Raw genomic sequence first — 19,925 nt, 5'->3', positions numbered from 1 at the left:
CAAGCAAAAATCCGTTTTGCCACTGGTCTGACAGAATTTTTTTTCGTCTCGAATTTTAATCCGAAACTGTTAGACCGAACGTGTATTTAGTTGACTACAACCGCTTGCTTGCCAGTGACCAACACACTGCTTTCATCACAGTCTGATGTGTTAAGCACGGCGAGCGATAAAGCAAACAGTTCAAACCAAGTTAACACCGAAATGTATAACCAGATTGGAAAATTGTCAATCAAAGCAACCTTACCAGTTGGTAACAACATCACCCTTTTTGGTCATACAAGTAACCTGCTTGTTACAAATGTTGCTTTAAACTGAGCTAAATCAATTTTTGATGGCATGGCGCCCAGAAATTAGTCATTGGCAGCTAACAACTTTGCACCTACAATACATTTGTTTTTTCGAATATGTTTTTCGTTTTAACCGTTCAGTCCACGAAATAAACTGAGGCGGCTTGAGGTATCAATAGTGGGTATTTTTGAACGTTACTTATCTGTATGGGTTGGTTTATGTATTGCGGCGGGCGTTTTGCTCGGCCTTTATGTGCCCGCTTTGTTTGCCGCCATTGCGCGCATCGAGTTTGCCCACGTCAATCTGGTGATCGCCGTTTTCATTTGGGTGATGATTTACCCAATGATGGTTCAAATCGATTTTTCGTCCATTAAAGATATTGGTAAGAAACCAAAAGGCTTGGTATTAACGTTAGTGATTAACTGGCTCGTTAAGCCTTTCTCCATGGCGGCTTTGGGCTGGTTATTCTTCAACGTATTGTTTGTCGATTGGGTCGATCCACAATCGGCCAATGAATACATTGCTGGCATGATCTTGCTTGGCGTAGCGCCCTGCACCGCCATGGTTTTTGTCTGGAGCCAGCTTACCAAAGGCGATGCCAACTACACGCTGGTACAAGTTTCAGTGAATGACATCATTATGGTGTTTGCCTTCGCGCCCTTAGCTGCGTTGCTGTTGGGCGTATCAGATGTAGAAGTACCGTGGCAAACCTTGCTGCTCTCCGTTGCTTTGTATGTGGTACTGCCACTAATCGCCGGCGTATTAACCCGCCGCAAGTTAGAAAAAGCCAAAGACAATCATCGCCTAGACAATTTTCTTGCTCGGATCAAACCCTGGTCGATCACCGGCCTACTTGCCACGGTGGTATTGTTATTCGGTTTTCAGGCTGAAGTTATTGTCAGCCAACCTCAAACGATAGGCCTAATTGCGATTCCGTTATTAATACAAACTTACGGTATTTTCGCGATTGCTTATGCGGCCGCCAAATGGATGAAGTTGCCCCATAACGTTGCGGCTCCGGCCTGTATGATCGGCACTTCAAACTTTTTTGAATTAGCTGTCGCTGTGGCCATTTCGTTATTTGGTCTGCACTCAGGTGCCGCGCTAGCAACCGTGGTTGGCGTTCTAGTTGAAGTACCAGTGATGTTATCCTTGGTTGCATTCGCCAACCGAACGCGCCATTGGTTTAATTAAATGAACCATAAAAAAGCCCCGCTTGGCGGGGCTTTTAATCATATTCTTAACTCGTTTATCTAGCGTTATTTTTTATATATTCCTCAAAACGGAATATCGTCGTCAAAATCAACTGAAGGCTCAGCACCACGTGGCGCCGGTTGTTGTGGCGCTTGTTGACGAGGGGCTTGACCACCAACTGGAGCAGCTTGTGGCGCGCCGCCATAATTACCGCCTTGGTTATCGCCTTGATTCTGATAACCACCCTGTTGAGGTTGTTGCGCCATTGGTTGACCCATACCCGGAGCTTGGCCACCTTGGCCGCCGCCAGTACGACCACCCAGCATTTGCATTTGGTCGGCAACGATTTCTGTCGAGTAGCGATCTTGACCGTTCTGATCCTGCCACTTACGCGTTTGCAATTTGCCTTCAATATAAACTTGCGAGCCTTTACGCAAATATTCGCCAGCAATTTCACCTAAACGGCGGAACATAACCACGCGATGCCATTCTGTTTTTTCCTGCTGCTGACCTTGCTGATCTTTCCAGCTTTCTGAGGTCGCAACGGTAATGTTGGCAATCGCGTTACCATTTGGCATGTAGCGTACTTCTGGATCTTGCCCAAGGTTGCCTACCAAAATAACTTTATTGACGCCACGTGTGGCCATACTAATTCTCCTTCAACTCTGCCGCTGGGGCACTAATCAACGCCATCACGCGTTGAGCATCAAATTCTTGTTTGTAAACTTTCAGGTAAACAATCTGCTCTTCTGGCACATAAACGGCCTCGGCAACGCCTGGTTGCTGCATTAATTGTTCAAACCAATTGTCATGACATTGGGTCACGGCAAAATTTACTGACTTGAGATGATGGCGATGTTGCAAACCTAATGCAAACAAAGCCCACAATAATAACGCGATCAACATCGCAATAAATACGGCTTCACGCCCCTGCCATTGCAGCAAGCTACCGGCAACAACACCGCCAACAAAAGCTCCCGCAAATTGGCAGCTGGTAAAAATCCCCATGGCACTACCCTTTTGCCCGGGCGGTGCAAAGAGGCTCACCATGCTGGGTAAACCCGCTTCAAGATAATTAAAGCCCGCGAAAAACAATACCGCCGCGAGCAGTAGCCAATAGCCCACGGGTGTTGTCATTAGCAAGACGCAAGCAGCCGCCATTAATAGCGCAGAAACAATCAAGCCAGCTTTGATCTGACCACGAGCATTAAACAACTTCATCATTGGTATAAGCAACAAGAAGCTAACGAACAACACAGGTAATAAGGTCTGCCACATGCCACTGGCATCGGCGACCGATGGCATCAGTAAACTAGGTAGTACAGTAAACACGCATGTCATGCAGAAGTGGATGGCAAAAATGGCACTGTTGAAACGCCATAACTGACGATCACCAATTAATTTTCGCATGAAAGCCCAGCGCGCAGAGGTATCTCCCCGAGGCGCACTCGTGGTCGCATTTGGCACCCAAAAACGGATCACTAACATTGCCAATAGCGACAACAAAGCGGTAAACCAGAACAGACCTGACAAGCCAAATGGCGCCGCAATCACTGGCCCCAATATGATTGCTACCGTGAACGACAAGCCAATAAAGACACCAATAATTGCCATCACTTTGGGGCGTTGTTCGTCGCTGCTCAGATCAGCGGCCAAAGCTAACAATGCACTGGAAATGGCGCCGGCACCTTGCATCGCTCGACCAATGGTGACCCAAACAATGTGATCGGCCAGTGCAGCCATGACACTGCCACCTGCAAAAACTAGTAGGCCTAAATAGATCACCGGCTTTCTGCCAATGCGGTCAGATAGGTGACCCATGGGGATTTGTAAACAAGCTTGCGTCAGGCCATAAATGCCGATCGCTAAGCCCATCCAGAAAGGCGTGTAGCCGCCCAGCTCAGGACCATATATGGCAAACACTGGCATGATCATAAATAAGCCAAGCATTCGGGTTGCGAATACTCCGGCCAGTCCAATGGCAGCTTTGCGCTCTGTGGCAGTTAATCCCATGCGATGAAAGTCAGACGATCAGCGAAAACAAAGTGGCCGATTCTAGCACGGCCTGCAGGCAACTTCATCGTACAAACGACTCTCATTTACGAATCTAAAAAAGATCTGATAAGGCACTGATCATCGTTGCAGATTGTGCGATTCTATAGGGCTTTGGTGCAGAAAAACTGAGCGGACAATGGATTCCATTGACATTCGTGGGGCACGAACCCACAACTTAAAGAACATTAACCTAACCATTCCACGCGACAAACTGGTGGTGATCACCGGTTTGTCTGGCTCGGGTAAGTCATCGCTCGCGTTCGACACCTTGTATGCAGAAGGTCAGCGGCGCTATGTCGAGTCGCTGTCAGCGTACGCCCGCCAGTTCTTATCATTAATGGAAAAGCCCGATGTGGATTCCATTGAAGGTCTGTCGCCGGCAATTTCCATCGAGCAGAAATCAACCTCCCATAACCCTCGCTCGACGGTTGGCACCATTACTGAAATTTACGACTACTTGCGCTTGCTGTTTGCTCGCGTTGGTGAGCCTCGTTGTCCGCACCACGACGAGCCACTAGCTGCACAAACCGTGAGTCAAATGGTGGATCATGTGCTTGAACAGCCTGAAGGCAGCAAACTCATGCTGCTTGCGCCTATCGTCAAAGAGCGCAAGGGTGAGCACATTAAAACGCTCCAAAATCTGGCCGCTCAAGGCTTTATCCGAGCACGCGTCGATGGCGAGATTTGCGATCTGTCCGATCCACCAACGTTAGAGCTTCATAAAAAGCACACGATTGAGGCTGTGGTTGACCGTTTTAAAGTGCGAGAAGGGCTCGAATTACGCTTAGCCGAATCATTTGAATCTGCGCTCGACTTATCAGGCGGCACCGCCACTGTGGTGAGCATGGATGATGACAGCGTTGAGTTAGTATTCTCCGCTAACTTTGCTTGTCCGGTTTGTGGTTATTCCATGGCTGAACTTGAGCCGCGAATCTTCTCGTTCAACAACCCAGCTGGCGCTTGCCCAACCTGTGATGGTTTGGGCGTTCAACAGTATTTTGATAATGACAAAGTCGTGCCCAATGGTGAGCTCAGCCTCGCCGGCGGCGCGATCAAAGGCTGGGATAAGCGCAGCCTTTATTATTTCCAAATGCTACGTGCTGTTGCCAATCACTTTGACTTCGATCTTAACCAACCGTTTGATGAACTGGCTGAAGACGTAAAACAAGTGGTGCTGTTCGGTACCGGCAAGCAAAAAATAGAATTCCAATACGTTAATGATCGCGGCGACATTGTGGTTCGCAATCATGCCTTCGAAGGCATCATTCCCAACATGGAACGGCGTTACAAAGACACCGAGTCCGCTGCCGTGCGGGAAGACTTGTCAAAATACATCTCCAGCCAATCGTGTAATAAATGCGGCGGTAGCCGATTGCGCGAAGAAGCGCGTCATGTCTTTGTCAGCAAAACCACTTTGCCAACCGTGACCGAAATGGCCATCGGCGACTGCCTCCGCTTCTTTGATGAATTAGAGCTTGAAGGTCAGCGCGCACAAATCGCTGAAAAAATACTGAAAGAAATTCGTGATCGCCTAAAGTTCTTGGTCAATGTTGGGCTCGATTACCTAAACCTGTCACGCTCTGCCGACACCCTTTCGGGCGGCGAAGCTCAGCGGATCCGCTTGGCCAGTCAAATCGGCGCCGGCCTTGTGGGCGTCATGTACGTATTAGACGAGCCCTCTATTGGCCTGCATCAGCGCGATAATGAGCGCTTACTAGCCACACTTAATCATTTACGAGATCTAGGCAATACCGTCATCGTCGTTGAGCACGATGAAGATGCGATTCGCGCAGCTGATTATGTTATTGATATTGGTCCGGGGGCCGGCGTTCACGGCGGTGAAATCATTGCTCAAGGCCAAGTGGATGACATTAAAAATACCCAAACATCCCTCACCGGTGATTACCTGTCTGGACGCAAGCAAATTACCATTCCCGCTGAGCGTCATCAGCCCGATGAACGCTGGATTGAATTGTCAGGCGCAACAGGTAATAACCTCAAAAATGTGAATGTTCAACTGCCCGTTGGCTTGATGACCTGTGTCACCGGCGTATCGGGCTCAGGTAAGTCGACGCTCATTAACGACACGCTATTTCCAATCGCTCATAAAATGCTTAATGGTGCGGCTGGCGATGATGTCGCGCCATACAAATCAATTAATGGTTTGGAATACCTCGATAAAGTCGTCGATATTGATCAAAGCCCAATTGGCCGTACCCCGCGCTCCAACCCAGCGACATACACAGGTATTTTCACACCGATTCGCGAGCTATTTTCGGGAACTCAAGAAGCGCGTTCTCGCGGTTATAAACCAGGCCGATTCTCCTTTAATGTCAAAGGTGGTCGTTGCGAAGCTTGTCAGGGCGATGGCGTCATTAAGGTAGAAATGCACTTCCTGCCAGATGTCTACGTTCCTTGCGATGTTTGTAAAAGTAAGCGTTATAACCGCGAAACATTAGAGATCAAATACAAAGGCAAAAGTATCCATGAAGTGCTGGATATGACGGTGGAAGATGCTCGTGAATTCTTCGATGCGATTCCGGCCGTCGCTCGAAAATTACAAACGCTAATGGATGTTGGCTTGTCTTACATTCGTTTGGGGCAATCGGCTACCACGCTGTCGGGCGGTGAAGCACAACGGGTTAAGCTATCGCGTGAACTGTCGAAACGCGACACTGGCCGCACCCTATATATACTGGATGAACCAACAACCGGCCTGCACTTCCATGACATTCAATTGCTCTTGACCGTGCTACATCGTTTGCGCGATCACGGTAATACCATAGTCATTATTGAGCACAATCTTGATGTTATTAAAACCGCAGATTGGATTGTTGATTTAGGCCCGGAAGGCGGATCCGGCGGTGGCACAATCTTGGTTTCAGGATCACCAGAAACAGTCACTGAATGCCAACAGTCTCACACTGCCCACTTCCTAAAACCATTGCTTAAATAAGTATCTACACCACCGGCGCAATCTCTTTGCGCCGGCCTTATATCCTCTTCTGCACTTACATTTTATTCAAATACACTGAGTCGTTTAATTACACACAGCAACCAGTTGATTTCTTGCCTATATTTAAAGCTCTTCGAATTTCGATTAATCAGGAGCAAACGATGAAACATTGGACGCTAATGGCAGCTGCATTGCTAAGTTTTATGATGGTGGGCTGCAGTTCCCCCAAGGATGAAATGCAAGAAGCCGAAGCTGAATTCACGCAAGAAAAAACCAAGACGCTACAAGAATACAAAGAATGTGTTGATGCATCAGACGATGAGCACGAGCTTAAGAAGTGTGAAGCCTTACTGAAAGCCGTTGAGGCCGTAGAAAATAAATAGTCAGAGTAAATAAACAGCGGCCTGAATGTATTCAGGCCGCTTATGTTTATCTGTTAATGAAGTGCATTTGCAAGCTGTAGTTCTGTTAAATCCAGCGGTGCAGATGTGCTTTTGTTTGCTAAATCAACATCCAGCCACAACTCTTTGCGATCGACTGGAGCCGAAGCTGGCAACATCGGATTAGCAACATTAATGACGGTACGTTCCGCTAATCTTACTTTCGCCAATGCATTCTCAATTAACGGGTGGCTGTAGAACCAATCATCGAAGCTGCCATCGGCAATGGCAATATCAAACGCTCGCTCTAAGTCTTGCGCCAACGCCTCATTTTCTTTTGAAGTAAACAAGTACATAGCCGATGGGTAGACCATCAATAAATTTGGCTCAACCGTTAGGTTCAATTCTGGGCGACTAGCAACTTCAGTGTAAGGTTCGTGAATGGCACGCGGGAAGTAATCAAAACGCCCCCCTTCTAACATGTAAAACAGGCTGGCGTACTTCGTTGGCTTCACCATCGGGATACCCGCCTTTTCAAAAATTGGCGTGCTGCCCCAGAAACGACCTTGGCCCGCAGTCAATTGCTTTAACTGTGACAAGCTTTGAATGTTGTTGAAGCGGTTCTGATCGCCATTACGAATAATGAACACGCGATGACCCAACATGCCCTTAAGCACAGGAATGCGAATAGGACGCAGATCGCGTTCAAGTTGTTCATTGGTCGATATCGCGGCAAACGATAAATTGCCACTTTGGATCTCGGAGATTTGACGACTAATCACCATTGATTTGGCCTCAGTTGGGACAAAATCATAGTTATGATCAATCTTAGAAAGTAAGAACTTAACTAGTTCTACCTGATATTTATCTTTAGGTACTTCAGTTGGAATATAACGAATGGTCGCTGCACTAGCCCATGCACTAACCATTAGTAAGCATACCAACATGACAGCAGAAGTTGTTTTTTTATAGATACTCATATTAGTCACATCTCAAAATCAAAGTCGTGAGCATCCATGCGATGAAAATGGTTATACCAATAACAACTAACCAAGAAAAGAATAGCTGTCATTCCAACTCAAAAAACCTTACATAGATCATGTAAAGCTTGGTTAACCAAGTCACTACAACTCTCAAATAACCCTATGAAAACAGTGTATAAAGCTATTTATATTTAGCTTGAGCTGAGCGTAGCAAAAGCGATGTAATAAAAATGCGATAGAGGCAGCCCTATTTGGCCTCTGATGTCATCGTTATTGGCCTGACCAAAGATAAGTTTTCCCGCCATTTAAACTCAAATTTTGCTTCAAATTCCTCTGCCAAATACAGCCCCCTCCTCCCTTCTAGCCTCCAACGTAACCTAATGTAACAGCCGGAAACACAAGGTAACCAACCGTTTTATATAGCAAAACAGCCATTCACCTCGCTTCACCTTGAGCCATAAAAATTTAGAGTGTGGTCAGCGAATCAAGGCTGCTAAGACGGCCACAACATTCGAAATTGCCTGACCACACGACTCAGCATAGGCAATTTACAGCATCACATATACGTTCATTGGCAAGTCGCCAACGAACACAAACTGCAACGCCCATAAAATGATTTAAGAAGCAAAACGAGGAGCCCTTTCAAGCTGATACTGAAGATGACTAGAACGCAACTAAGCATTTGTTAGAAAGATAAAAAACAAACATTAATTTTGTGACTGCGTTGTAGTTTGCGAGCTTTCAGAACAGCCGGGGTGAACTATAGTTTAGCTACCTTAAGCGGAGGAAGCTTATATCCATGTCTGCCCAAGTTCTCGAATTAAAAGCCCCCGTTAGTGGGGTTGTTATCCCACTAGAGCAAGTTCCTGACCCTGTATTTGCCCAGAAAATGGTAGGAGAAGGGATCTCCATCGATCCTACCAGCCAACAGCTAATGGCGCCTTGCGACGGAAAAATCATTCAAATTCATCCAGCTAAGCACGCTGTCACCCTACTTTCTGACTGCGGCATCGAAGTATTAATGCACATCGGTCTCGACACCGTAATGCTCAAAGGTGATGGTTTTTCACCAGCGGTCGCCGAGGGCGATCAAGTAAAGCAAGGCGATCTGCTGATTGAATTTGACGCCGACAAAATTGCCCTTGCCGCGCGTAGCCTCATGACCGAAATCATCATTACTAACGGTGATAAAGTGGCCCGCTACCAGTTTACTTCTGGCAACGTGGTTGCCACTCGCGACACGTTAATGACGCTGCAACTCGGAACGCCTGAGTCGACCGATGAAATCGATCAAGAAGGCTTAACCAAAGAAGAAGTGTCAGACTGGATTAGTATTCCAAACCCTACGGGCATTCATGCTCGCCCCGCGGCAGCCCTTGCCGCCGAAGCCAAGGTATTTCAAGCCCGTATTCAACTCGAGCGCGATGGCCAAACAGCCGACGCTAAGTCTGTTGTGGCACTGATGGGACTCAACGTCAAACTCGGTGAAAAAGTACGAATTGTAGCCAAAGGCCGCGATGCCGATGAAGCCGTAGACGCGCTCACAACAGCCATATGTGATGGCTTAGGCGAAGATGTCTCGGCATCTCCGGCCAGTCAAATAGAAGAGTCAATTGAAGTTGAAGAAGAAGTGTCGTTGCTTGCCAAAACCAGTAGCGATCCGAATATCATGCTCGGTATTGCAGCCTCACCAGGCATTGCTATTGGTACCGTCCACCAGCTTCAACATGAACAATTAACCTTTGACGAGTTAGCGAACAATAGCGACGCCGAACGTTCTGCCTTAAGTGATGCCATTGAACGTGCTCGCGCTGATCTAAAAACCTTACAAACCAAGCTTCAGGCAGAAGGAAATATCAGTAATGCTGAAATTTTCGCTGCTCACCAAGAGCTACTCGAAGATCCAGCCATTTTCCAGCAGGCTAAGAAAGCGATAAAAGAAGGCAAATCAGCCTCCTACGCTTGGCATAAATCCGTACACGAACAAATCAAAATACTCCAAGCCGTTGATAGCGATGTCATTGCTGGCCGCGTGGCAGACTTAGAAGATGTCTGTAACCGCGTACTAAAACAATTACTTGGAATATCCGAAGCCGACACCGAACTTGCCACCAACACGATTGTTGTCGCCGAGGATCTAACACCATCAGATACCGCCAACTTAGATCGCACCAAGGTGATTGGTTTCGTTACCACCTTAGGTGGTGCTACATCACACGCCGCGATACTTGCTCGCTCAATGAACTTGCCAGCATTGGCCGGTGTTGATCCCCAAGTTTTGACTTTAGAAGAAGGTCGTCAGGTTGTGCTTGATGGCGAAGCTGGCACTTTGAACATTGCTGCAACCGATCAACAAATTGAAGCACTGAAAGCCAAACAACAACAACAGGTTGAGCGTCAACAAAAAGCCAAAGCCCACGCCCATGACCTCGCGAAAACAAACGATGGCCACCACATCGAAGTTGTCGCCAATATCGGCAATGTCAAAGATGCCGTTGAAGCGGTGAAGCACGGCGCCGAAGGCGTTGGTTTATTGCGCAGCGAATTCTTGTATCTCGACCAAGCAACCGAGCCAAACGAAGATCAGCAAGCTCAGGTCTACACAGAAATCGCCGATGCATTAGGCTCGGATAAACCACTTATCGTTCGCACATTGGATGTTGGTGGCGACAAGCCATTACCTTATTTGCCAATGCCTGCAGAGGAAAACCCTTTCTTAGGTGAACGCGGCATTCGAATCGGTCTTAATCGGCCTTCCATGCTGAAGCGTCAAGTTCGCGCTATTTTACGCGCACATGGCCATGCCAAACTGAAAATCATGTTCCCCATGATTGCCACACTGCCTGAATTGAAAGCAGCCAAGCAGTTGGTTCAAGAAGAAGCCGCCGATCTCGGTATTAGCGGTGTTGAAGTCGGCATCATGGTAGAAGTGCCATCAACCGCTGTATTGTCTGAACATTTTGCCGCTGAAGCTGACTTCTTTTCGATTGGTACCAATGATTTAACTCAATATGCCTTAGCAATGGATCGCGGTCACCCGAAACTCGGCTGGCAAGTCGATGCGCTCGATCCTGCGGTACTGCGGTTGATTAAATTGACCGTGGATGGCGCCAATAAGCATGGTAAATGGGTCGGCGTTTGCGGCGGTGCCGCCAGCGACCTGCTCGCCGTACCGGTACTTATTGGCCTGGGGATCACCGAGCTGTCCTGCAGCGTCCCTGCCATTCCTGAAGTCAAAGAGCTCATTCGAAACAGCTCGCTGGCGGAATGTCAGGCTCTGGCCGAACAAGTTTTGCAACAACCTGATGCGGATGCCGTCCGCGCCCTATTACAACAGCAGTAAACTAATTTAAAACTATAAGTAAGGAACGAAACATGAGTGCTTTTACCAATGCCTTTGGGGCATTACAAAAAGTCGGCAAATCGCTAATGCTCCCCGTCTCGGTGCTGCCTGTTGCAGGTATTCTGCTGGGTGTTGGTGCAGCTAACTTCTCGTGGTTACCGGATATTTTATCGCAAATCATGGCCGCTTCTGGTGGCGCGATTTTCGGAAACCTCGCACTACTTTTTGCCATTGGCGTTGCCCTAGGCTTCACCGAAAATGATGGTGTATCGGCCTTGGCCGCCACCGTTGGCTATGCCGTGATGCTGGCAACCATGGGCGTGGTTGCCACTGCTATGGGCGTTGAAGGCCTAGAAGTGAAACAAATCATGGGCATTGACTCCATTGAGACCGGGGTCTTTGGTGGTATTTTGATCGGCGGTGTATCAGCAGCGGTATTCAACCGTTTCTATCGCATTCAGCTGCCATCATATCTCGGCTTTTTTGCCGGCAAACGTGCAGTGCCAATTATCACCGCTTTCGCCGCTATTTTACTGGGCATAGTGATGGTTATTATCTGGCCTCCAATTGGTGGCGCCATTAACACCTTCTCCCATTGGGCTGCAGAGCAAAGCCCTGCCACCGCGTTTGGTATTTACGGCCTCATTGAGCGTTCACTCATTCCGTTTGGCTTGCACCACGTTTGGAACGTGCCTTTCTTCTTCGAAGCCGGTTCTTGTACCAACTTGGCGGGTGAAGCTCGCTCGGGTGTACTGACTTGTTACCTTGAAGCCGATGCCGCAACCCGCGCAACAGCCACCAATCACTTTGGTCAGTTGGCTGGCGGTTACATGTTCAAAATGTACGGTCTTCCTGCTGCTGCAATTGCGATCTGGCATTGTGCTAAGCCAGAGAACAAAGCAAAAGTTGGCGGCATCATGGTGTCAGCCGCACTCACATCATTCTTAACAGGTATTACTGAACCAATTGAGTTTTCTTTCTTGTTCGTAGCACCTGTACTTTATGCTATCCACGCAGTGCTCGCAGCAACAGCATATGTCGTAACCAACACGCTGGGTATGGTGCACGGCACCTCATTTTCCCACGGCTTGATTGACTTCCTCGTGCTGTCTAGCAACTCTGAGAAGTTCTTCTGGTTCCCGGTTATTGGTTTGATGTACGCCGCCGTGTACTACACCGTTTTCCGTGTGGTGATCACCAAGTTCGACCTTAAAACACCAGGCCGAGATGATGACGAAGTAGCCGTCACTAGCGATTCAAGTGAAGATGGTTTTGCTCGCGACTTAGTACTGGCTTTTGGTGGCGCAAGTAACATTGCGAGCTTGGATGCCTGTATTACCCGCCTTCGTGTTGGCGTTAATAATCCTGCTGCTGTCGATCAAGCCAAACTCAAAGCTATGGGCGCTGCCGGTGTTGTTCAAGTTGGTAATGGCATGCAGGCTATTTTTGGCCCTCAGTCCGAAAATCTTAAAACCGACATGGACATCTACCTGAAAAGTGGTGGCAATGCAGAGCTTACTGCGCCCGTAGCAGCGGCACCAACCAGTGCCGCGCCGGTTGCCGATGAGCCGGTAGACGTCACTGCCGATGTGGAAGCTGCCGTTGCGGTTTGCGTAGAAACCTTTGGCGGTGCAGATAACATCGAAAAGGTAACGCGTTGTGCGACGAGTCGCATTCGCTTGCTGTTAAAGCAACCTGTTGATGTTGACCCTGACACAGTCAATCTACCATTGGCAAAAGCAACCATGAAGGTACAAGGTAACCTTTACCATATTTTGGTTGGTGATTACGCCGAAGCTTATGAAATCGCGATTAACAAACTTCGCGACCAATAAGATAAAGTAGAAAAAAGCCCGCTTTTGCGGGCTTTTTTTTGCTTCGATTTAGCTAACGAACATTCTTGCCGTTGTTTTGACAATCGTGCTCGGCCCACTCTTCCTGATAATCCTCAAGATCTTGCTCCAGCTGGCGTTGATCAATCGGCTGCTTTTTTAACTTCTTAATGGTTCGGTTCATTTGCTTTGCTAGGTATAGACATTTTCTATCCATCCCAGCAGATGTTTCATAAAGCGGCTGCTCTTTAGCGTCCACGCCAACGAGCAGGCAAAGCATACAAATGATTAAGATTGGAAAGGCGTATTTCATGATGATTTTCTCTCCTTGAAAATCGAGTGAACTAGAACCTTAACGGTAGACCCATGTCTAATTTTTGCACAGGCAGCTTTAATTGCTCGGTCGAATTTGATATTCCTAACGGTTCCCTCGCAGCTTTTTAAAAGCTGGCTTTTTGTGGCAGCTAACGGACCTAATCGCTATTAGAGGCACACCTATGGCAACAACGGTTGAACGTCGCTTTGCGGCTCAGCAAATATCGTTACAAAGCTTGAACGTAGCGCAACGCTCTGCGTTTAATGCTCTTGAGTCTGAAGGGTATGGTTTGTTATTTATTCGTTCGACGACAGGTGGGAAAGTTGCGATTTGCAGTAGCGGGCAATCTTTTGCGACCATTGATGAAGCGGGCCAACTAGACACTTGCCCTAGCGTAGATTTACGGCAAGGCTAAACAACACCTCCCTCGGCTTTACCTTCTTTTCTAGCTCTCAAGCACTCAATATCAAGCGCGATTTCTATTAGCTCGAGCCTGTGATAGCTCGACTAAATTAGGCGCAAATTCAGTTTGTTGGCCCCATTTTTGACTAGTGCCAGAGCGGCGCACCGGCACTTGATTGAGAACAATACCGAGTATGGGGGCATTCACTTTACGCAGCCGATCGAGTCCGGCCTTAACGCCAGCTCGTGACGTTTGCTCCGCTTTAACGACATACAACAACTTATCGGCTACCGTCGAGACTACCTGAGCGTCACTCACGGCCTGAATCGGGCCAGTTTCAATAATAATGCGATCATAGTGTTCGCGCAGGCCGTTAATAAGCACCTTGAACTTGTTTGATGACAGGTAGTTAAGCGGATCGCTGGTCGGCTTGCCGGCGGGCATAACATCGATATCTAATTCGCTCGAATGATGAATACAAGCACCAACCTTATGAGAACGCGATAAGACATTACTCAAGCCAGGCATGGTCGGCTCTATATCAAGCATGGTGTTAATGGACGGGCTGCGCATATCGGCGTCAATGAGCAATACCTTTTCGATCTCACCACATGAAATAGCCAACTGAATAGCGACCGAAGACTTACCCTCACCCGGCAATGTTGAGGTGATTGCCGCAAGTTGATTGCGACCGCCACTCAACTGCAAGCGAGTACGTAAACCATGAATGGCTTCACTGAAGTAGCTATCTTCCAGTAATGCTTGCACTGGCGAGCGTTTTTTCAGTTTGACCACGGGTAATTCGATGAGTACATCGAGACCTAACGATGTTTCAACCTCGGCGCCTTTGCGTATAGCCCCGCCGAGTAAACTTCGGGCGAACACAATTAAACAGCCGAGCATGCCACCCAATACCACCGCAATCATCAAAATCATCACCTTGCGAGGCTTAAATGGGTAAATAGGAACGATCGCTGGATCGATTAAACGCGCGTAATTATGTTCGAGATCTTCCGTCGCTTTAGTTTCTTCAAAGCGCGTCAGAAAAGTATCGTAAAGCTTTTGGTGGGTTTCCACTTCGCGCTGCAACTGAGTAAATTTAGCTTGCACATTACTCAGGCGTTGATAAGTAGCTTTGGTACGCTCAAAGGCATTTTCTAAACCGCGCTCTTTGAGTTGCGCAGCTTGGTACTCGTTTGCCATGGTAGAGCTGATTTGGGTTAGCAGCTCCGTTAAGTTGTCATCTACCGCTTTTTGCTCTGCCGCCAACGCCGTCCGTTTGGGGTGTTTAGGCCCGTAGCGTTTGGCGAGCTCAGATTCGCGCAAGCGTAGCTCAAGTCGTTTATCGCGAATACTCTTGATGGACGGATGCTCGCGCACGCTTTCGATGGCCAATAAATCCATCACATCATTTTTGCTGTATTCCTGTACCAAGCCACTGAGTACGCTAATTTCTTCTGACTTACGTCTCGCTTCAATGATTTGTGATGACGTCTGATTTAGCTCCTGACTGACTAAACCAAGAATACCCGAGATATCAATCAGATCTTCAGTTTTTCGAAATGCCGATAACTCTTGTTCGGCTCGCAAAAGGTTGGCCCGTTGCTCTTCGAGCTGTTCCAGTAACCATTGCGACGTTTGCTCGGTCATCTCACTTTGTGAATCGCGATGATAATCGATATAGGCGGCAACAATGCCATTGGCGACGCCCGCAGCTAATTTAGGATCGTAGGCATCAAAACTAATTTGAATAATTTCACTATCGCGCACCGGCGCGACCGACAAACGAGCGCGGAATTCAGCTTCTAGCCACTGGGTTGTGACCGGCCACTCGAGTTGCGACATCAGTGACTCTTTGCCGGTGAAATAGCCTCGCCAGTATTCAAACACGCTTGGTTGGCGGTAAGTAAATTCGGGATGCGTGTGTAGCGACATTTGCGCAATCACTTTTTGCGCAATCGCTCGTGATTTAAGAAGCTCGACTTGAGTACTCATGTGGGAGGAGCTTCGCTCATCAATCACATAGAGCTGCTCAATCGCCACAACATTTGATTTTTGGCCGCCAATTTGAACGTTGGCGCTCGTCCGATACATTAAGGCTAATGACTTAACATAAATCACCGCCAACAATGCAAATACCGTGGCAACGGCAATAATCAATAAACGCTTACGCCATAGCAACGTCACCAAGTCCACTAGCAACTCGCTGTCGTTTTGATGATTAGGCGCAGAGGAATATGAATTCATAATAGCGGGCTAGAAAAAGCTCTCGGATATTTCAACAATGTCACCCGCCATAACCGGCGTGTCGCGACTCGCGTCTTGTTCTTGCTGGTGAGAATCAGCCGCGCGTCGAATCGACCAATTTGATTTAGAAGCACGCTCTTTCAGCCCGCCAGCCAAAGCAATTGCCATATCAACCGTCAGTCCTGGCTGATAAGGGTAACCACCGGGGGCATGGACTTGACCATGAATATAAAACGGCCGATAGCGAATGACCGAGACTTGGACATGCGGATCAACAAGGTAATCACCTCGAAGGCCGTCTTGAATTGATGTTGCAAGCTGTGGCGTGGTTAATCCTTTCGCAGCCACTTCACCCAAAAACGGAAAGCTAATAAAGCCGGCACGATCAACTTCTGTTTCTAGACTTAAATCAGGCTCGTTATAAACATCGACGCCAATATAGTCGCCAGCACCTAATAAATAATCGCTATCGTTGTTGGCTTCATTTGCGATGGCTGAGGTCACCAACAACAGCGCAGCAACCGCCATGTAAAAGCAACGTTTTAGAGAAGTAACGGCGTTTAGCAACAAGTTCCGTGTGCCCTTAAATAGTTGAATTATTCTCAATTTGTTTTAATCGACTGATTTGGCGCTTTCTTTAGCCAATGCCAGCTCCATCTAACGTTGACAGCGCCGCCATGATACCCTTGTCGGTGCTATTTTTAACTTCTGTTCAATGAATTACGTGCTCAAGATCAAAGCAAAATGGAGCAGCTATTTACCGAACATTCTATGCTAACGTAATAGCACGCTAATTAATTCATTTTTTAGCCCACAATTTCCATCTCTCGATTAGGAAGATCACCCATGCAACTCCCTCGAAAATTAATCGCTAGCTTGGCGTTTGTCTGTTTATTGATATCAACATCAAGCAACGCAACCGATTATGATCAACTTAGCGATGCAGAGCTTGATCAACGCTTGGCCTACCTGAATAAATCATTTGATGAAATTGAGTCGCCGTCCGACTATTGGCATTACGGATGGAGTGGATTCTACGCAGTGTCAGCTGTCGCCCAAGCAGCCAAGGCCGCCGACGAGAGTGACAGTGATGATTCCACCAAACTCTGGGTTGGTGCCATCAAATCGACGGGCGGTCTCGCCATGATGTTGATGAAGCCCCTCCCAATTGTCCATGGCTTAGATGAATATCAAAGCATGCCAGCGACGACCAGAGCGCAAAAAATCGAGCAATTAAAAAAAGCAGAGCAATTACTAAGGCACAGTGCGTGGCGAGCTAACGAACGCTACACCTGGAAACCACACGCGATTACCATTGGCGCGAACTTAATCGGAGCTGCTGCGATAGCAGCATTCGGCGATAGTAGCGACGCACTTTCTTCATCAGCTTTGGGTATTGTGATTGGAGAAGCCGCTATTTGGACACAACCTTCTGCCGCTGAACAGCAATGGGAAAATTACAAAACTACTTATGGTGACAGCCAAACGGCTCTTCAATGGCAATTGCGGCCAACCTACAACGGTGTCGAATTTGAATTAAGGTTCTAGTCAAAGAAGCGAGCCTGCGAAACCTCAGGCTCGCTCGTTATTGCTACGCACCGCCAGGCTCACCAGTAAACTCTACCAGTAAATCTTCGTCCGTTACGATCGTTTGACAAGCCAGCCTGTACGTTGGCGGGATATCGTGAGTTTCGGCACGCTCAGCTTCATGCTGCGGCAACTTACCAATCGACTTCAAAACTGAACGCTCTTTATCCGTTAGCATGATGCCCTTGATGCGGTCGCCATCTAAGTGGGTCACTTTAATCAAACAAGAACCACACTCACCGTCACGACACTCACACGGGATCTTAATACCATTGCTTTCAGCAAGGCCTAAGATTGCGTCACGTTTACCCGCAACGGCTTCAACTTTTTTATTTTTTCTCATCGTTGGTGATGAAAAGTACACTGTTGCCATTTCCTTGTTCCTTTTATGGTCAAAACCAAGGGTCAAGCAAGAACAACGCCGAGTAGATAATCGGTTGTTTTTATTCGTATAAATAATTATCGAAAGCGCGAATGTTGTTGCAAAACAAACAAGTTTGGTAGGTTAGCGGGTCTTAGCGACAAAGCACCGATTTACGCTTCATTTAAGTCAGTCAGCTTAGTAAGCGCTACAACCAAAAGCTAATTCCCGGTTATTTGTTCACAATATTGATAGGGCGGCTTTCGTGTAATTGCCATACATGTGCGGCTTCAAATGACGTCGGGTTTTCAAAGAAGTCACTACTAACATCAATGACTTTACGGGATTTAAGCTGGGCACGAGCAAATTCTTCAGCGTAGTATTTATTAAATATACGCATCAACTCACCCGAGTCGGCTAAACGAGTTAAACCAAGAGAGAGGCGTTTATTAAGCCTTGGGTACTGTGGCGAAACATAGGCAAAGCTGACCATTGGCACATGTAACAATAACGTCGGCTCAATCACCATGTCTGGGTAGCGTACCTGGCGTCGGTCGAGCTCATCATAAATCTCGTAAATCGCACGTGGCACATAATCGACGCGCTTGCTCTGTAGCATCGAAAACAAGCCTTCAAAATTATGGGAAGTCATCAGCGTCAAGCCTGCTGATTCAAAGCTCTTGGTCGTCAGCCAGTCGTCTTGCAAACCTGCCGTCAATTGTTTTAATTGATGCACATTGTTGACGTTAGCAAATGCCGGTAAGTCTTGCTCGTTGATCAGTAATAAACGATAACTTAGCGTGCCGCCTCTAACAGGCACATGAACAGGCAGTGTTTCTTGGCTCCAATCGTCGTTTGCAGCAATCACCGCAACGTTCATTAACTCGCCGGTTTGCATCAACGTGAGCGCGCGTTTCGGTTTCATATCGATTCGGCGCTTTTCAACAATAAAATCGCCGAACTCAGGCTCGCTCAATACCATTGCGCGCGTGAGCAGCTCATGTTTGTAATCCTGGCTTTTACCAGATCCTGCCGACGGACTAACCAATTTCAAAACATCAGCACAAAACGCAGGCTTAGCGAGCACTAATAACAAAATAACTAAGCTTGTTCTGACTGACATAAAGGTAACCATCCTAGTTGACGCTTTTTATAACTGGTATGACAAGCGACGATTATATAGTCAAAACCGCTGTCATAACATAGTCAAAGTACACTGCTTCGCCAAAGTGACTTATAGACACATCTCTAACTACAGGCCTCTAGAGATTGGCTTTAAATAACCTGTTGTTTATTGGTTACTTTCATTAAGAACTCGCGCCAAAAATAAAATATGAAAAAACGCGCAGTGTGGTTTAACAGGCAAAATAAGTTTTTAGCGATAGGGTTTGAGCTTAGTTTGAGTTGGATTTAGCCTACGAAAATTCTGCTTACTTGCCTCTCAACAACAGACCAGCCCTTGCGGATTGGCCTGTCAGACGACGAGGTGCTTGGTGAATAGCAGGGCGGCGTATTGGTCTTCACTCAACGGAGCTGCCGCTGCATTTCCCCCAAAGCAAAAAAGCCCGCTACATCAGTAACGGGCTTTGACGTACATGGATGTACTAATGTCGATGATATTCATGGATGAATGTCTTTCATCGACCTGACTGATTAGAACATCTTTAGGTGTTTATATACGAAAAAACCCCAGTCCATTTGGACTGGGGCTCTTCGTGTATTAGGTGCCTGGCGGTGACCTACTTTACTCCGGGCCTCCTGCCCTCCGCCCTTCGGGCCAGCCTAAAGGCGGTTCAAATCTGTTCCTGACAGATTTGTCACTTCGTTCGAATAGGTCATTCATCAACGACGTATAGAAAATAAAAAAGCCCCTCGCTTACGCGAAGGGCTTTTCTATTTTAAAAGGTGCCTGGCGGTGACCTACTCTCACATGGGGAATCCCCACACTACCATCGGCGCAGTTGCGTTTCACGTCTGAGT

14 protein-coding genes, 1 rRNA gene and 1 pseudogene are annotated in these 19,925 nt (G+C 47.5%); 7 read left to right on the top strand and 9 right to left on the bottom strand.

Features of this window, described 5'->3' with window-relative positions; genetic code table 11:
- Positions 1 to 465 precede the first annotated feature (465 nt).
- Positions 466 to 1,482, top strand: a complete 1,017-nt coding sequence (gene arsB, locus K0504_RS00075) for an ACR3 family arsenite efflux transporter (RefSeq protein ID WP_220102107.1) — start codon at positions 466 to 468, stop codon at positions 1,480 to 1,482.
- Between the two features lie 83 nt (positions 1,483 to 1,565).
- Here the strand turns inward: arsB and ssb are convergent, their stop codons facing one another.
- A complete protein-coding gene (ssb, locus tag K0504_RS00070) occupies positions 1,566 to 2,129 on the bottom strand; it encodes a single-stranded DNA-binding protein (protein ID WP_220102106.1) in 564 nt (187 codons plus the stop codon).
- Between the two features lies 1 nt (position 2,130).
- A complete protein-coding gene (locus tag K0504_RS00065; protein ID WP_220102105.1) occupies positions 2,131 to 3,495 on the bottom strand; it encodes an MFS transporter in 1,365 nt (454 codons plus the stop codon).
- 178 nt (positions 3,496 to 3,673) lie between these two features.
- Here K0504_RS00065 and uvrA point away from each other — a divergent pair, with 178 nt between their 5' ends.
- Together uvrA and K0504_RS00055 are read left to right on the top strand one after the other, a co-directional pair.
- Positions 3,674 to 6,493 (top strand): excinuclease ABC subunit UvrA, encoded by a 2,820-nt coding sequence (uvrA, locus tag K0504_RS00060; protein WP_220102104.1) that lies wholly within the window; start codon positions 3,674 to 3,676, stop codon positions 6,491 to 6,493.
- Positions 6,494 to 6,654: 161 nt separating this feature from the next.
- Positions 6,655 to 6,876 (top strand): hypothetical protein, encoded by a 222-nt coding sequence (locus tag K0504_RS00055; protein ID WP_220102103.1) that lies wholly within the window; start codon positions 6,655 to 6,657, stop codon positions 6,874 to 6,876.
- A 53-nt stretch (positions 6,877 to 6,929) separates the two neighbouring features.
- On the opposite strand, the gene K0504_RS00050 is transcribed toward K0504_RS00055, so the two are convergent.
- Positions 6,930 to 7,853 (bottom strand): type 2 periplasmic-binding domain-containing protein, encoded by a 924-nt coding sequence (locus K0504_RS00050; protein WP_220102102.1) that lies wholly within the window; start codon positions 7,851 to 7,853, stop codon positions 6,930 to 6,932.
- An 802-nt stretch (positions 7,854 to 8,655) separates the two neighbouring features.
- Between K0504_RS00050 and ptsP the strand changes: the two genes are divergently transcribed.
- Positions 8,656 to 11,199, top strand: coding sequence for a phosphoenolpyruvate--protein phosphotransferase (gene ptsP, locus K0504_RS00045; protein ID WP_220102101.1), 2,544 nt, complete (start codon positions 8,656 to 8,658; stop codon positions 11,197 to 11,199).
- 32 nt (positions 11,200 to 11,231) lie between these two features.
- Positions 11,232 to 12,698: pseudogene (gene ptsG / locus K0504_RS00040) on the top strand (PTS glucose transporter subunit IIBC); the annotation flags it as partial.
- A 388-nt stretch (positions 12,699 to 13,086) separates the two neighbouring features.
- Here the strand turns inward: ptsG and K0504_RS00035 are convergent.
- Positions 13,087 to 13,344 carry a hypothetical protein gene (locus K0504_RS00035; RefSeq protein WP_220102099.1) on the bottom strand — a complete coding sequence of 86 codons (258 nt, stop codon included), beginning with the start codon at positions 13,342 to 13,344 and terminating at the stop codon, positions 13,087 to 13,089.
- Positions 13,345 to 13,528: 184 nt separating this feature from the next.
- Between K0504_RS00035 and K0504_RS00030 the strand changes: the two genes are divergently transcribed.
- A complete protein-coding gene (locus K0504_RS00030) occupies positions 13,529 to 13,762 on the top strand; it encodes a hypothetical protein (protein WP_220102098.1) in 234 nt (77 codons plus the stop codon).
- Between the two features lie 51 nt (positions 13,763 to 13,813).
- Here K0504_RS00030 and K0504_RS00025 read toward each other — a convergent pair whose 3' ends face one another.
- Both K0504_RS00025 and K0504_RS00020 read right to left on the bottom strand, forming a co-directional pair.
- The gene (locus K0504_RS00025; RefSeq protein WP_220102097.1) at positions 13,814 to 15,997 is read right to left on the bottom strand and encodes a GumC family protein; all 2,184 of its coding nucleotides are present in this window, start codon (positions 15,995 to 15,997) and stop codon (positions 13,814 to 13,816) included.
- 9 nt (positions 15,998 to 16,006) lie between these two features.
- Positions 16,007 to 16,525, bottom strand: coding sequence for a polysaccharide biosynthesis/export family protein (locus K0504_RS00020; RefSeq protein WP_220102096.1), 519 nt, complete (start codon positions 16,523 to 16,525; stop codon positions 16,007 to 16,009).
- A 318-nt stretch (positions 16,526 to 16,843) separates the two neighbouring features.
- Here K0504_RS00020 and K0504_RS00015 point away from each other — a divergent pair, with 318 nt between their 5' ends.
- Positions 16,844 to 17,545, top strand: a complete 702-nt coding sequence (locus K0504_RS00015; protein WP_220102095.1) for a hypothetical protein — start codon at positions 16,844 to 16,846, stop codon at positions 17,543 to 17,545.
- Between the two features lie 43 nt (positions 17,546 to 17,588).
- Here the strand turns inward: K0504_RS00015 and K0504_RS00010 are convergent, their stop codons facing one another.
- The 3 genes from K0504_RS00010 to rrf all read right to left on the bottom strand — a co-directional run.
- A complete protein-coding gene (locus K0504_RS00010; protein ID WP_220102094.1) occupies positions 17,589 to 17,957 on the bottom strand; it encodes a 2Fe-2S iron-sulfur cluster-binding protein in 369 nt (122 codons plus the stop codon).
- Between the two features lie 220 nt (positions 17,958 to 18,177).
- The gene (locus K0504_RS00005; protein WP_220102093.1) at positions 18,178 to 19,068 is read right to left on the bottom strand and encodes a transporter substrate-binding domain-containing protein; all 891 of its coding nucleotides are present in this window, start codon (positions 19,066 to 19,068) and stop codon (positions 18,178 to 18,180) included.
- A gap of 784 nt (positions 19,069 to 19,852) precedes the next feature.
- Positions 19,853 to 19,925, bottom strand: a 5S ribosomal RNA gene (rrf, locus tag K0504_RS18655); the annotation flags it as partial.

Source organism: Neiella holothuriorum (genome assembly GCF_019457915.1).
In the GTDB taxonomy this organism is placed as follows: Bacteria; Pseudomonadota; Gammaproteobacteria; order Enterobacterales; family Neiellaceae; genus Neiella; species Neiella holothuriorum.
Note: the sequence above shows the minus strand (reverse complement) of the source record. Positions and strands in the feature narration are given on the sequence as shown.

Bases quoted from the DNA above. Each gene is read 5' to 3' on its own strand.
- ssb (WP_220102106.1), bottom strand. From the start codon at position 2,129: ATGGCCACACGTGGCGTCAATAAAGTTATTTTGGTAGGCAACCTTGGG.
- K0504_RS00065 (WP_220102105.1), bottom strand. From the start codon at position 3,495: ATGGGATTAACTGCCACAGAGCGCAAAGCTGCCATTGGACTGGCCGGA.
- uvrA (WP_220102104.1), top strand. From the start codon at position 3,674: ATGGATTCCATTGACATTCGTGGGGCACGAACCCACAACTTAAAGAAC.
- K0504_RS00055 (WP_220102103.1), top strand. From the start codon at position 6,655: ATGAAACATTGGACGCTAATGGCAGCTGCATTGCTAAGTTTTATGATG.
- K0504_RS00050 (WP_220102102.1), bottom strand. From the start codon at position 7,853: ATGAGTATCTATAAAAAAACAACTTCTGCTGTCATGTTGGTATGCTTA.
- ptsP (WP_220102101.1), top strand. From the start codon at position 8,656: ATGTCTGCCCAAGTTCTCGAATTAAAAGCCCCCGTTAGTGGGGTTGTT.
- K0504_RS00035 (WP_220102099.1), bottom strand. From the start codon at position 13,344: ATGAAATACGCCTTTCCAATCTTAATCATTTGTATGCTTTGCCTGCTC.
- K0504_RS00030 (WP_220102098.1), top strand. From the start codon at position 13,529: ATGGCAACAACGGTTGAACGTCGCTTTGCGGCTCAGCAAATATCGTTA.
- K0504_RS00025 (WP_220102097.1), bottom strand. From the start codon at position 15,997: ATGAATTCATATTCCTCTGCGCCTAATCATCAAAACGACAGCGAGTTG.
- K0504_RS00020 (WP_220102096.1), bottom strand. From the start codon at position 16,525: ATGGCGGTTGCTGCGCTGTTGTTGGTGACCTCAGCCATCGCAAATGAA.
- K0504_RS00015 (WP_220102095.1), top strand. From the start codon at position 16,844: ATGCAACTCCCTCGAAAATTAATCGCTAGCTTGGCGTTTGTCTGTTTA.
- K0504_RS00010 (WP_220102094.1), bottom strand. From the start codon at position 17,957: ATGGCAACAGTGTACTTTTCATCACCAACGATGAGAAAAAATAAAAAA.
- K0504_RS00005 (WP_220102093.1), bottom strand. From the start codon at position 19,068: ATGTCAGTCAGAACAAGCTTAGTTATTTTGTTATTAGTGCTCGCTAAG.